Annotated in this window: 11 protein-coding genes; 4 read left to right on the top strand and 7 right to left on the bottom strand. The window is 42.9% G+C overall.

Going from position 1 to position 13735, the window contains the following annotated elements; translation table 11 throughout:
* Nucleotides 1–163: 163 nt before the first annotated feature.
* A complete protein-coding gene (locus VYM24_RS18775) occupies nucleotides 164–2383 on the top strand; it encodes an HRDC domain-containing protein (protein ID WP_330940636.1) in 2220 nt (739 codons plus the stop codon).
* Between the two features lie 18 nt (nucleotides 2384–2401).
* On the opposite strand, the gene VYM24_RS18770 is transcribed toward VYM24_RS18775, so the two are convergent.
* From VYM24_RS18770 to VYM24_RS18750, 5 genes are all read right to left on the bottom strand, one after another.
* Complete coding sequence (locus VYM24_RS18770; RefSeq protein WP_330940635.1) at nucleotides 2402–3301, bottom strand: SDR family oxidoreductase; 900 nt, start codon at nucleotides 3299–3301, stop codon at nucleotides 2402–2404.
* 43 nt (nucleotides 3302–3344) lie between these two features.
* A complete protein-coding gene (locus VYM24_RS18765) occupies nucleotides 3345–3890 on the bottom strand; it encodes a hypothetical protein (protein ID WP_044267918.1) in 546 nt (181 codons plus the stop codon).
* 224 nt (nucleotides 3891–4114) lie between these two features.
* Complete coding sequence (locus VYM24_RS18760; RefSeq protein ID WP_291553491.1) at nucleotides 4115–4894, bottom strand: hypothetical protein; 780 nt, start codon at nucleotides 4892–4894, stop codon at nucleotides 4115–4117.
* 25 nt (nucleotides 4895–4919) lie between these two features.
* Nucleotides 4920–5615, bottom strand: a complete 696-nt coding sequence (locus VYM24_RS18755) for a response regulator transcription factor (RefSeq protein ID WP_330942275.1) — start codon at nucleotides 5613–5615, stop codon at nucleotides 4920–4922.
* Between the two features lie 33 nt (nucleotides 5616–5648).
* Complete coding sequence (locus VYM24_RS18750; RefSeq protein WP_330940634.1) at nucleotides 5649–7286, bottom strand: sensor histidine kinase; 1638 nt, start codon at nucleotides 7284–7286, stop codon at nucleotides 5649–5651.
* A 376-nt stretch (nucleotides 7287–7662) separates the two neighbouring features.
* Here VYM24_RS18750 and VYM24_RS18745 point away from each other — a divergent pair, with 376 nt between their 5' ends.
* Nucleotides 7663–9816 (top strand): outer membrane beta-barrel family protein, encoded by a 2154-nt coding sequence (locus VYM24_RS18745; RefSeq protein WP_330942274.1) that lies wholly within the window; start codon nucleotides 7663–7665, stop codon nucleotides 9814–9816.
* 120 nt (nucleotides 9817–9936) lie between these two features.
* Here the strand turns inward: VYM24_RS18745 and VYM24_RS18740 are convergent, their stop codons facing one another.
* Nucleotides 9937–10281: a hypothetical protein gene (locus VYM24_RS18740; RefSeq protein ID WP_291553485.1), complete on the bottom strand. Its 345-nt coding sequence runs from the start codon at nucleotides 10279–10281 to the stop codon at nucleotides 9937–9939.
* Nucleotides 10268–10552: a hypothetical protein gene (locus VYM24_RS18735; RefSeq protein WP_291553483.1), complete on the bottom strand. Its 285-nt coding sequence runs from the start codon at nucleotides 10550–10552 to the stop codon at nucleotides 10268–10270. The genes VYM24_RS18740 and VYM24_RS18735 overlap by 14 nt, the downstream gene beginning before the upstream one ends.
* A gap of 254 nt (nucleotides 10553–10806) precedes the next feature.
* Here VYM24_RS18735 and fucO point away from each other — a divergent pair, with 254 nt between their 5' ends.
* Nucleotides 10807–11961: a lactaldehyde reductase gene (fucO, locus tag VYM24_RS18730; protein ID WP_007214009.1), complete on the top strand. Its 1155-nt coding sequence runs from the start codon at nucleotides 10807–10809 to the stop codon at nucleotides 11959–11961.
* 202 nt (nucleotides 11962–12163) lie between these two features.
* Nucleotides 12164–13723, top strand: a complete 1560-nt coding sequence (locus VYM24_RS18725) for a TlpA disulfide reductase family protein (RefSeq protein WP_330940633.1) — start codon at nucleotides 12164–12166, stop codon at nucleotides 13721–13723.
* Nucleotides 13724–13735: the final 12 nt, after the last annotated feature.

The following is a 13735-nucleotide window of genomic DNA, read 5'->3' as shown; positions in this document are numbered from 1 at the left end:
GCTACGAGTGGCTTTTGGAACATAGCGCAGCCACTTGTAGCTTGTAGCTCGTTGCTTGTCACTCCTATAGCTTTTTCCTTTTTTAAAAAAAAGATGTGCCAATGGAGGCTTTAACTCTTTTATTTGTGCTACCTTTACACCTCCAACCAACATCGATAAAATAATGGAACAGAATCCGGAATTGGCATTAGCGTGGCAATTTATAGAAAATACAGGCACACATCTCTTTCTGACCGGTAAAGCAGGGACCGGAAAAACTACATTCCTACGGCGGTTGAGGTCCGAAAGTCCAAAACGTATGGTTGTTCTTGCCCCAACAGGTATTGCAGCTATCAATGCAGGTGGCGTAACCATTCACTCTTTCTTTCAGTTACCTTTTGCCCCTTACGTACCTGATACCTCATTCAGTGCAGATGGCAAAGCACAATATCGTTTCCGTTTCGGAAAAGATAAACTCAACATCATGCGTAGTATAGACCTGCTGGTGATTGATGAAATCAGTATGGTGCGTGCTGATCTTCTGGATGCGATAGACGACGTGCTGAGACGCTTTCGTGATCGCAGTAAACCCTTCGGTGGTGTGCAATTGCTGATGATTGGCGATTTGCAGCAGCTTGCCCCAGTGATAAAAGATGAAGAGTGGCAGATGCTGAACAGTTACTATGATACTCCTTATTTCTTTTCCAGTCGTGCACTGAGACAGTCTGAATATTGTACGCTTGAACTGAAAACGGTGTATCGTCAGAGCGATACTCACTTTCTGGATATGCTGAACCGTATTCGGGAGAACCGTTGTGATAAAACTTTGCTGGATGAATTGAACCGTAGGTACATTCCGAATTTCAACCCTTCGAAAGAGGAAGGATATATCCAGCTGACTACCCATAACTATCAGGCGCAACGTATCAATGAACATGAACTGGCACAATTACCCGGTCGTTCCTTCACTTTTCGTGCACAGATAGAGGGAAAGTTTCCTGAGTATTCTTATCCCACAGATGAAGTGCTTGAACTGAAACGTGGTGCCCAAGTCATGTTTGTGAAGAATGATTCGTCTGGTGAGCACCGTTATTACAATGGTATGATCGGTGAAGTGGTGAATGTCTCAGCTTTGGGTATAGAAGTACGCAGTAAAGGAAGTGAGGATGCTTTTATGCTGCAAGAAGAAGAATGGACGAATGCAAAATACGTGTTGGATGAAGAGACTAAGGAAATCACCGAAGATATAGAAGGGGTCTTCAAACAATTTCCTCTGAAACTGGCATGGGCTATTACTATCCATAAAAGTCAGGGATTGACATTTGAACGCGCTATAATCGATGCCAGTGCTTCTTTTGCACACGGACAGACTTATGTGGCATTAAGTCGTTGTAAAACATTGGAAGGTTTGGTATTGAGCGCTCCACTGTCGGCAAGAGCGGTCATCAGTGACAGTGCTGTAGATACTTTTACGGAAGATGCGCGTAGAAACGAACCTGATGAAACGCGTTACAGGAGATTGCAACAAGCATACTTTCTGGAATTGCTATCGGGATTGTTTGATTTCTTACCGTTAGAGTTGGCATTGAAGCGCTTTGTGAGATTGGTGGATGAACACTTGTATAAACTCTATCCCAAACTATTGACTGAATATAAATCAGAAACGGAACGTTTTCACGAGAAGGTTATGAAAGTTGCCCAGAAGTTTAGCCTTCAATACACACGCCTGGTTGATGGTGCTGAAGATTATGCAACGGATAAAAGCTTGCAGGAACGTATTCATTTGGGGGCGGAATATTTTAAAGAACAGTTAGAACCTTTGGATGCTATCAGGAGTAGTACCATTGTGGAAACAGACAATAAAGAACTAAAGAAACAGTTGAAGACTGCCAGTGAGGAATTGGATGATCTACTTCTGTTAAAAGTTGACTTATTGGAATTTGTTATCAGTAAGGGCTTTCATGTAGGAGAGTACCTGAAACAAAAGGCGGTACTTTCCATTGACGATACGGCATCGACTAAAGGCAAAGGGGAAAAGCGTTCCGGTAATTCTACTGAAAGAAGAAAAAGAAAAGGTGGAACCGAGGAAAGTGGAAATACCCCTGCACGGAAAAAAACGGCAGTCGTGGAAGTTCCTTCGGATATCCTGCATCCCGAATTATACAGGCGCCTGGTAGCATGGCGTAATGCGGAAGCGTCTCAATTAGGATTACCAGTATATACCGTAATCCAACAGAAAGCTATTTTAGGTATCACCAATTTATTACCAGAAGATAAATCCGCTCTTCTCCGGATCCCTTATTTTGGTAAAAAAGGAGTGGAAAAGTATGGGGATGAGTTGCTGGAGATGGTGCGGGTGTATAAAAAGGAGAGTGGAATTGCAGAAACGTTGTTTAGTGATTAATACCTCCTCTCTATCTCTTTAAAGATTGAACATTAGTTTTATTCCTTCTTCCAGAGTATGTGGTTGGTATCCCAGTTCTCTGCGTGCTTTTTCAATGCTTAATCCGCTGAAACGGGGACGGGGAGTTGTTTCTCCCATTTGCTTGGTAGTGACTGGCAGAATTAATGAATAATCCAGATTCAAAGAATCTGCTACGCGATAAGCAATATCGGCTATAGTCAGACATTCCGAGCCACAGATGTGATAAATGCCATTATTGGGATGATTTATCAGTTTCTCTATTCCTTGAGAAACATCGCCTACATAGGTTGGCGTGCGCCACTGGTCGGAAACCACCCATATTTCTTCATTATTTCTTAAACGATTGGCTACCAATTGCAGAATATTCCCGTGTTGCCCCGGCAAGGCGGCACCATAGACCACTACCACACGTGCGATGGCATAATTGCTACAGAGCTCAGCTACCCGTTTTTCACCTTTCAGTTTGGTTACCCCATAATAGTTGACGGGATCAGGAGTATCTTCTTCTGTATAAAGCTGCCCTGTATCTCCATTAAATACAAAGTCAGTAGATAGATGTATAAAGCGTGCAGCGGATGCTTCGCATCGGAATGCCAATTGTCCCACAGCATTGACATTGATACTGTCTGCCTCCTCACGGTGTGCTTCGCAATAATCAGGAACGGATAATGCGGACGTGTTGATCACTATATTCGGGCGTACTTCCCGGAACAATGCGCTTTGGTCTCCCATCTGGCAGATGTCTGCACTGATGAAACGATAATTCCCGGAATTGGGAGCAATGTCGTCATGCAGGGAACAACCTGTTACTATATACTCGTCATTGCGTGACAAATCATTCAAGATCCGGCGTCCTGTGAAGCCATTGGCACCTATTACCAATACTTTTTTCTTCATATTCATATTATTTCAGTATATAATCCCTTGACTGTAGTCTTTTTTAGTAAGGTCCATTCCTTCCTTGTTGTACTTCGATTCTAATTCCGAATGATCCGTTTGCCGACTTCAGTTCGAAAGCGCCTTTAAAGTTATTCCGTTCCCACGGCAGGGCAGAAGGATTAGGGACTTTCCGTCCGTCCTTGTCATACTCTCCATAAGTATTGATGCGCATTCCGTTCTTCAGCCGGAAACTTCCCATTTGCAGGTTTTGGGGAGATGATCCGAAACCTGTCAGTCCGAAAGGGTTCATACTGTATATGGTGGAGCTACCTAAACTAAATAAGTGTGAGTAGCCTTGTGAGTAGGTCACATTCGGGTCCAAGCGAAACAGAAAACTATAATCTTTGCTGGCATCGGGAATGTCTAAAGTCATTTTGGGCATTTGGGGAGCTGCCATTTTCATCAGGTTCATATCCAAAAGGAATCCATCAAAATTCTTTGTTGCCGGCATATTCATACTGCGAACACTGTCAGCGGGTACTTCATTCTGGGCATTTACCCTGAAAGAAAGAAGACAGAAAAGTATGATTAGTCCTGTATATTTCATCACTTAATGGTCTTTATTTAATGGCGAATATAAGAAATAAGTATGAATTATGGAAATATATAGCATTTATTAAAATAAAACTTGTATATTATGTTTTAGTATTTGAGTATTGTTGCTATCTTTGGAGCGTAAATAATTGAATTGGTTTTATAAGCAATCTATTTGTTCCTCTCTAACCGGTAAATGAACGGGCTGTATCTCATGTGGAAATGCAGCCCGTTTTTCTATTTCTTTTTTCTATTGAGATGAATCACTGGACTAAATATCGGTACTGTTTCCCACTTCATCTTCGAAGCATTGTACACTCGTTCCACGCCTCCTTGTATTTCCAGATAATCATTGACTTTCATTTCTAGAACAGCACCGTAGTGGCTTTGTGGATACATTGGACTCATATATCCGTTCAGTGAGTTCTGTTTGCCGAAACCCGAATATTGCCCGAAGAAGCGGATGCGCATGAAATCATTAATGCGATAGGCGGCGGAAGCATCCAATCCGATGTCGAATTGAGCACCGTGCATACGCGATGGCATGGTATATTTGGCTGTATACATACCCCCTGTTAGTTCCCAACGTTCGTTGGGACGATATATAAAATCGGCACTTGCCTGGATAATTGTTCCCATTGTAGGGTAAGTATTGTAGGTGCTGAATGTGCTCAATATACTATTGGGTGAAAGCTGAAAAGCACCGTAATGCTCGTAATCCATCACGAAAGGATCGTAACTGCTGACCATCTTTCCCATTCTAATATCCATCCACGGAAAGTTGGGATAATAAGTCGGAAGAATGATGCGTAAGTCTGTGCTATCCATGCTGAGAGAAGTCTTTACCGACATGTCCCGATTGAGAGCGGCGGCTGTTCCGGGGGGAGGAGACAACGGGGCTTTTCCCATTTCCGTGGGAAAACGATTCAATAATGTGCTGTCCTTTGTTTGCTCGCTTTGTGCGGAAATGCGAAAGGAAACAGTGAGAAGGAACAGAATGATGAATAGTTTTTTCATAAATCGTTATGCGTTAACGGAAGTTTCAGTTGATGATAAGTTTGTATCCGATACCCCGGACATTGACAATGCGGATGCGTTCGTCTTTGGAGAGCTTATGCCGTAGTTTGGTGATGAACACGTGCAGGCTGCGCGAATTAAAGAAACTGTCGTCGCCCCAAAGATCGAGCAGGATATTCTGGGTATTCACTACCTGATTACGGTTTTCGCACAGGCGTTTCAGGATTTCGGCCTCGCGGTGGGAGAGTTCCTGCTCTATTCCGGTATGGGACAATATCTGTGTGACAGAGTTGAAATGGTAATCGCCTATCTTGAAACAAGTTTCTTCCTTCTTCAGTTCCTCTTTGAATATAAATGCTTTGCCCACCAGCGCTTTAATGCGTACGATAAGTTCCTGCATGCCAAAAGGCTTTTTCAGATAGTCGTTGGCTCCGAGTTCAAAGCCTTCTACCACATCATTGATGGAAGAACGGGCAGTGAGAAAAAGTACCGGAGTTCGTTTGTCGGTTTGACGGATGTGGCGTACCATTTCAAAACCATCCATACGGGGCATCATAACATCTGCTACCAGTACATCAGGGCGTAAGTCGAAGAACATACGCAGACCTTCCTCGCCATCGGCAGCAGTATGGATGATGAAATTCTGGCCTTCCAGCGTATCTTTGATAATCATGGCGAGAGTTTGTTCATCCTCAACCAACAGTACCTTGATTTTGTCCATATCTTGATTCATTTTCATAATAAGCAATGTTTATTAGATTCTTATTGTAAAAGTACTTCCTTTTCCCGCTTCACTTCGTACGGTTACAATGCCACCGTGCTTTTCTACCATTGTCTTTACATAGAAAAGCCCCAATCCGTAGCCTTTGGTATTGTGGATATTTCCTGTTGGAACCCGATAGAATTTATCGAAAATGTGAGGCTGTTTATCCGTAGAGATACCAATACCGTGGTCTGTAACTGAGATTTCCACTTGTTCCGTTTCCTTTTTCCGGCAACAGATCATTATGTCGGCTTTATCCGGAGAGTATTTGATGGCATTATCTATCAGGTTACTCAGAATATTACTAAAGTGTGTACGGTCGGCAATGATTGTCAGGTCTTCCGGTGCAATGTCGAGATTGATTTTTACAGGCTTGTCCGCTTTCAGTTTATGCTGTTCGATGAGTGCCGGGAACAAATCGTGTAAGCTAAGCGTCTCCGGATGCAGACGGAAGGTTTTACGGCGTTCCATACTCATGGAGAGAATTTGTTCCACCAGTCCGCTTAATCGCTGTAACTGTTCCTGGCAGATACCCAGATACTTATCCCGTTGTTGCTTGTCTTCTGCCAGATTAAAATTAAGCAAAGCGTCGTTGGCGGCATACGCCACGGCAATAGGTGTTTTGAGCTCGTGGGTGATGTTGTTGGTAAAGTCGCTCTTCATCTCTTCCAGTGTTTTCTGCCGCAAAATGGTGCGGATAAGAAACCAGAAGGAGAAACCTAATATAATAAGGATAACGAATGATGTGGTAAGAATACCGCTCATCTGCCGCAATACAATCTTATAAATAGGTTCTATTGTGAGGCGGTAACTTTGATTGGAGTGAATGTCGAAAGCGTAATTATATTGTTTTGCTTTTTCACTGGGTATGTATCCGGGAGTCCCGACAATGGCGAGCGTATCAGTGTAAACCAGCGTTGAGTCCAGATCGGTACCGGAATGAAGGCGCTCCAATCGGTAGGGAAGTTTAAGCCCCCGTTCTTGCAGATAGGTATTCAGCAGACTGTCATAAACGGCTATATCAGGTTCTATAAAAATGTCCAGTCCCGAGTGCATTCCACGCTGGATGAAAGTGGCAAGTTCCACCATACTGCTTTGGTCACGCAGCATCATGTCTATTCCACCTTCGGCTCTTAAAGAAGCTTGAGGTTCATCCTCATTAATCACTGTATCTTCCAAGACCTCTTTTACTGAATCTCTTTCTGCCCAGACTGAAATATTTGTGCCTTCCTGTCCCCGTGTGAAAAGGATATCTCTTGTCGAGTCATTCGGGTAACTCACTGAGACGCTGTCATACTTCATAGGGATACCGTCTTTTAAAAGTGAACGACTTCCGGCACTGTCTGTTTGGTTAACAGTTGTACTGCTGCGGACAAATGATTTTCCGGAATCGGAATTGTATCCTGCTGAAACCTCTACGGAACCGTGGGCTTTATTTTCTTTTTGCATCTCCTTTACACGAAGCATCATCTCATTATAATCGCTCATGCGCATGGCTTCTACGATGCTTTGTTCCAGTTCGTGCTTCATTGTTTTGTATAGCCCCGTGATCCAGTATGCCTGGTAAATAAAGATACCCAGCAGAGAAATTATGACTAATATGGCAATAGGTTTGAATGGCAGTTTCATGTAGCTCTTGTATTTATATGGACAAAGATAGGAAAGATAACCGGTACATGTATGGACGGTAAGACTAAATAACACTTCAGATAACACTAGATAAGACTACGTAAGTTCCGGATAACACAAAGTCCGGAAATTTTCACCGTACTTTGCAGCGCAAGAGATTAAGGGATGATTCGCTTTGTATGAGGCATTTTAGGCAAAAGCTATAAGGATAATCCTGTTCACTCCCTTGCATGATTGGGTGTCAACCAAGGTCATCCGGCCTGTCAACCAAGGCTAACGGATCTGTCAACCAAGGTTGATCGACCTGTTAACCAAGGTTGACACCCAGTCATCTCTAAGTCTGAACACATTTATGTCGTATCTAAAACAAATGAACATGAAGTCTTATTACTATCTTTCCCTGATGCTATGTGCATTGAGTGCAGGAGTTTCCGCTCAGGAAATAACAAAGAGTACGGATGTAGAGAGCGAACGGACACTCAGTGCGGACAGTATTATAACACAGGACAAGCAACTGGACAGTCTTTACCAATCTCTTCCTGAAGTAATGATTACCGGACAACGTCCCATCGTGAAAGCGGAGCAAGGTAAATTGGTGTATGATCTTCCGCGCCTTATCGGTAATCTGCCCGTAGATAATGCTTATGACGCTGTGAAGGAACTGCCGGGCGTAACAGAGATGAATGGCGGGTTGATGTTGGCAGGGCAGGGGGTAACTGTTATATTGGATGGCAAAGTTACCACCATGAGTACCGAACAGCTTTATTCTTTATTGAAAAGCATCCCGTCCAGTCGCATTGAGAAGGCGGAAGTGATGTACAATGCTCCGGCGCGCTATCAGGTGCGGGGTGCACTTATCAATATCACACTGAAGCAAAGCACCGGAGGCCCGTCTTCCTGGCAGGGAGAGCTTTATGGCAAATATAATCAGAAACATTACGAGGGCTTCAACGAACGTGCCAGCCTGATCTATAACGGAAATAAATTCTCAGCAGATTTTCTTTACTCACACAACCACGGACGGGGATATTCTTTAACCGATAAAGAAGCTATGCACTCTCTGGCGGACGGTTCGGTTCATCACATCACAACCGATGAGATGGGCCGAAGCCGTTCACATACCCATAGTTTCCGGGTAGGAGCGGATTACAATATTGCCAAGGACCATCAGCTGAGTTTTGTTTATAATGGAAGTTATTCGACTTACCACAGTCTGATGGATATTTACGGTACGCAGCAGTCTAACACCCGTAGCAACAGCACCGATTGGCTGCAAAACGGACGTCTGGATTACCGTGCGCCTTTCGGATTGAAAGCCGGTGCTGAACTGACTTATTACCGTTCTCCGTCCGATCAGTTATTGCATAGCAGCATGCAAGGCGAAGAACTGGCCTTTTATACCGAAGACTGTCAGCGCATCAATCGCTGGAAATTCTTCCTTGCCCAGGAGCATAAGCTGGGTCGTGGATGGGGATTGAATTATGGTGCCGTTTATACTACCAGTATCGACCATAGTTATCAATACTATTATGATACGGAGAAGGATGCGGGAACAAAGGCAGGTGTGAGCACAGGTATTCCCGATAATATGCAATCCCGCCGTCGTGAACAAACTTTGAACTTCTATGCGGGTTTCAATAAAAGTTTCGGTGATAAACTTTCTCTGGATGCTTCGCTTGCCGTGGAACATTACAAGACGCCGGTATGGAATCAGTGGGACTGGTATCCTACCATTAATCTGAGTTATATGCCTGCCCCCGGCTATGTTTGGCAATTGGCTTTGAGCAGCGATAAGGACTATCCTGATTATTGGGCAGTGCAGGACGCTATCTCTTATCTGGGCGGTGGATATTCTGAAATACATGGGAACCCGTTCCTGAAACCAGCTCAGGAATATCAACTTCAACTGACACATATTTTGAAGAGTAAATATATCTTTAGTGCCTGGTTTACCCATACGAAAGATTACTCTACCCAGACTCTTTATCAATCTTCTGAACGTCTGGTGGAAATCTATAAACATTTGAATTTTAATTACCAACAACAGGCAGGAGTACAGGCTTCTATACCTTTTGATATAAAGCAATGGTTGAATTCTCGTTTAACTTTGATTGGTGTATGGCATCATGAGAAGGATGATGATTTCTGGGATATTCCTTTTAATCGGAATATTTGTTATGGTATTGCCGTACTGACAAATACTTTCACTCTCTCTAAGAAGCCTGATCTGAAACTGACACTGACGGGAATGGCTCGTAGTAAAGCGACTCAGGGAATTTATGATTTACCGTCTTCAGGGTATGTAAATGCTGCTTTGCGGTATGGCTTTGCCAAAGGAAAGGCTATTTTGAATCTTTATTGCAATGATATCTTTGAGACGGGACAGATAAAACCACGTATCCGCTTTGGTACGCAGAACGTGACGAATGATTATGCTTGTTTCAGGGAAATCGGGGTGTCGTTTACGTATAAGTTCGGAGGATATAGGGAGAAGAAGAGGGAGGAGGTGGATACGTCGAGGTTTAAATAGTGACGAGCTACAAGCTACAAGTGACAAGTACCTTTCGGCGTGATAGCCGGGCGAATAATTATTCGCCTATGAGTACAGCGCGGCAACTCGTAACTCGTTACTGGTAGCTCGTAGCAAATCTTAACGTATGTATTGTCCTTCCTTGTGATTGTTTGTTATATACTTAACCAGAATACGTTCGTCTTGTTTAATGAAAAAGATATACCATGTTGTACGAGGTGACTTGCTTCTTTTGAAAAAAGTGTATTGCATATTTTCTCCGTAACGGGAAAAATGGCTTTCGGCTGAAGAGCTGAGGTGGTAATGAACTGCTGTTGGAATTTCCTGAATAAAATCGATAATTTCGTCTATAAGTAGTTCTGCATTTTCATAAATATTCAGATAACCTTCAGTTATCAGGATATTAGGAAGTTCCTCTAAAAAATCTGAAACAGAAGGATGTATAAGGATTTTAGTTGCGAGCATACATTTCTTTTAATTTGCGTTTACACTGTATGCGGAAATCCTCAACGGTTAATCCCTGTTTCCATTCCTGCTCAAATTTATCTTTTTGTGCAATGCGTTCTTTCACAAACTCCAATACAGAATTCAATTCTTCCGGTTCGTCTATACGCATTATACGATTGACCAATTGAACCTTCATCGCATTTATATCTCCATAGATACCTAACGGTTCGGAAGCGTTCGTTTGTTGCACCGGAATATCAGAATATTTTTTGGTCTCTTTCTTTCCCATATCTATCGTTTTTAATAATCGTTTCAATGATAGTACAAATATAGCATGTTTGCTTTATCTTTCAATGATTTGCTGTTATTTAAATGAAGAACTTATTTTTTTATGATTACTAAAAACATTCCGCATACTATAAAAATCAGAATCTTTTGCCCCTTCCTCCTCTATATTTCTTAATTTTGTCGGAACAAAATGAAGTATCAACCTTCCGCACACTCAATCTCAAAATGACACTGCGGAACCTAAATTATCGTATTATGATTAACAGATTCGTCTTGAACGAAGTATCCTACTTCGGACCGGGTGCCCGCGAAGTGCTCCCACAGGAAATTAAACGTCTCGGCTTGAAAAAAGCTTTTGTATCCACCGACAAAGATTTGATTAAATTTGGAGTAGCCGACAAGGTGCTATCCGTACTGGATAAGGCAGGTATACCCTATGTTGTATTCAGCGATATTAAACCAAATCCTACGGTTAGTAATGTAAATGCAGGTGTGAAGGCGTTTGCAGAATCCGGTGCCGATTTTATTCTGGCTATTGGTGGTGGTTCTTCCATCGATACATCAAAAGCTATCGGCATTATCACTAATAATCCGGAATTCAGTGATGTGGTTTCTCTGGAAGGAGTGGCGCCGACTCAGAAGAAGTCCGTGCCTATCATTGCTCTGCCTACTACAGCGGGAACGGCTGCTGAGGTAACCATTAACTACGTGATTACCGACGAAGTGAATGAAAAGAAGATGGTATGCGTAGATCCGAATGATATTCCTGCCATCGCCATTGTAGATGCCGAATTGATGTACACTTTGCCTAAAGGGCTGACCGCTTCTACGGGATTGGATGCATTGACACATGCTATTGAAGGTCTGATTACTAAGGGAGCTTGGGAAATGAGCGATATGTTTGAAATTAAAGCTATCGAAATGATTACCCGTTATCTGGAAACGGCCGTGTTTGAGCCGACGAATGCAGAGGCGCGTAATGGTATGGCGGTAGCGCAATATATTGCAGGTATGGCTTTTTCTAATGTAGGTTTGGGCGTTGTTCACGGCATGGCACATCCGTTGGGTGCTATTTTCGATATACCTCATGGTGTGGCTAATGCGTTGTTGCTGCCCATCATTATGGAGTTCAATGCTCCTGCTGCGCTTGATAAGTATGTGGAAATTGCTAAGGCGATGACAGTATATAAAGAAGGAATGAGCCAGGAAGAGGCTGCACGTGCTGCCGTGGATGCGGTGAGAGCACTGTCAGTAAGAGTAGGTATTCCGCAACACCTTTCTGAATTGGGTATCAAGGAAAGCGATCTCGACAAATTGGCTACAGCTGCTATTGCCGATGTTTGTACACCGGGTAATCCTCGCGAGGTGACGAAGGAGATTATTCTGGATTTATACAAAAAAGCGTTGTAATAAGTGATTAGGGGTTAGCGATAAGTGATTAGTGCTGCGCTATAATGCCGCGGAGACTAAGCACTTATTACTAACCCCTAATCAATTTTCAAACTATTATATTACTGTAAATTACGAAATAATCGTAATTTGTTTGCTAATCTCGGTGGAATCATATAGCTTTGTGGGCAGATATATAATTTTATAACCAAACAATACATATATGAGAAAAGGGATTGTGATGTTATTCTTATCAGCAAGTGTTTGGACAGCACAAGCTCAAGGGACTTTTACAATAGAAGGACAGGTAAAGAATGTAGAAGACGGAACTTTAGTCACCTTGTTTCGTTTAGATGGAAATGTGGGCAACAGTATCGGTGTTGATACGATTCGTAACGGACATTTTCGTTTCCAGGCAGAAACATTGGGAAATGAAACCGAAATAGTGGACATGATGGGAAGAAGTGACAAGTTTCCTTCTATGAGCTTAAGGCTTTGGGTTCGTCCGGGAGATAATATACAGATAAGCGGTGAAAACACACTGATACGAACTTGGGATGTGAAAAGCACTGTTCCGGAACAAGTGGCTAATCAGGCTTTTATAAACGACTCACGCGAATTGTGGAATGAATATCAGCGCAATGCTTTATTGCAGCGTGCATACCGCCGGAAGTATGCAGGGAGTGCGGTGGAAGAAGAAAGACAGGTGATACGTGCACAAGTTGACAGTTTGCGGAAGGTAGAGGATGAAATTAGTGTCCGCATTGATGCCAACACTATAAAACGCATGAAGCAGATTCCTGTTGACGATATTTGGCTGGAGCAGTTGAGAAAGTTGGCAATGTCGGCTAAGTATACTGAAAATTATCCCTATAAAGAAGAAGTGATTGCTCTGTATGAAGGACTGGCCGATGAGAAAAAACAAACCTCTTGGGCAATGGATACATATACATATCTCTTTCCTCCCCAAGTAGTGGAAGTGGGTGATGAAATGGCAGATGCTGATTTGTACGACCTGGAGGGAAATGTACACCACTTGGCTGATTTTAAAGGTAAATATATCATGCTGGATTTCTGGAGTCGTGGTTGCGGTCCGTGTCTTATGGCTCTACCTGAAATGAAGGAAGTGGCTGAGATGTACAAAGATCGCTTGACGATAGTAAGTCTGAGCATTGATACCAAGAAAGGGTGGGAAGCAGCTTCTAAAACCCATGAAATGACTTGGCAGAATCTGAATGACTTGAAAGGAAGCAATGGATTATATGCCAAATACGGAGTACGTGGAATTCCAAATTATGTCCTTATTTCACCTGAAGGACGCATTGTGGAAAAATGGTTCGGATACGGGAAACAGAGCTTGAAACGAAAACTCCGCCGCCTGCTGAATGCAAACGAATATGTGATGAGCTTAGGGGAAGAGAATGGACATAAAGTGGTGAACTTCCCGACGGTGAAGAAAAGCAATAATGATATTCCTGAAATCCGCCAGGTAGTATTAACGGATACTGCTACGGTCCTGCGGATTCGTGCCTATTATACACCTAAATACTGGATACAAATAATGAAGAATATCCAGTTAGTAGCGGACAATGGAACTGTATGTCCGGTTCTTCGTTCGGAAGGTATTCCTTTAGGGGAGAAATTCTATATGCCGGAAAGTGGAGAGGCCGATTATACTCTTTATTTCGCTCCACTGCCTGAAGGAACACGTTCTTTCGATATGGTCGAACCGGGAGACTCGAATTCAGACCGTGTAGAAGGTATCTCTTTGACACTTGAATAAGATAGCAGAGGC

This window comes from Bacteroides sp. MSB163 (assembly GCF_036416795.1).
Classification (GTDB): domain Bacteria; phylum Bacteroidota; class Bacteroidia; order Bacteroidales; family Bacteroidaceae; genus Bacteroides; species Bacteroides maternus.
The sequence above is the reverse complement of the archived record's forward strand: the minus strand, read 5'-3'. Positions and strand labels throughout refer to the sequence as shown.

Bases quoted from the DNA above. Each gene is read 5' to 3' on its own strand.
- VYM24_RS18745 (WP_330942274.1), top strand. From the start codon at position 7,663: ATGAAGTCTTATTACTATCTTTCCCTGATGCTATGTGCATTGAGTGCA.
- VYM24_RS18755 (WP_330942275.1), bottom strand. From the start codon at position 5,615: ATGGACAAAATCAAGGTACTGTTGGTTGAGGATGAACAAACTCTCGCC.
- VYM24_RS18770 (WP_330940635.1), bottom strand. From the start codon at position 3,301: ATGAAGAAAAAAGTATTGGTAATAGGTGCCAATGGCTTCACAGGACGC.
- VYM24_RS18775 (WP_330940636.1), top strand. From the start codon at position 164: ATGGAACAGAATCCGGAATTGGCATTAGCGTGGCAATTTATAGAAAAT.
- fucO (WP_007214009.1), top strand. From the start codon at position 10,807: ATGATTAACAGATTCGTCTTGAACGAAGTATCCTACTTCGGACCGGGT.
- VYM24_RS18765 (WP_044267918.1), bottom strand. From the start codon at position 3,890: ATGAAATATACAGGACTAATCATACTTTTCTGTCTTCTTTCTTTCAGG.
- VYM24_RS18760 (WP_291553491.1), bottom strand. From the start codon at position 4,894: ATGAAAAAACTATTCATCATTCTGTTCCTTCTCACTGTTTCCTTTCGC.
- VYM24_RS18725 (WP_330940633.1), top strand. From the start codon at position 12,164: ATGAGAAAAGGGATTGTGATGTTATTCTTATCAGCAAGTGTTTGGACA.
- VYM24_RS18735 (WP_291553483.1), bottom strand. From the start codon at position 10,552: ATGGGAAAGAAAGAGACCAAAAAATATTCTGATATTCCGGTGCAACAA.
- VYM24_RS18740 (WP_291553485.1), bottom strand. From the start codon at position 10,281: ATGCTCGCAACTAAAATCCTTATACATCCTTCTGTTTCAGATTTTTTA.
- VYM24_RS18750 (WP_330940634.1), bottom strand. From the start codon at position 7,286: ATGAAACTGCCATTCAAACCTATTGCCATATTAGTCATAATTTCTCTG.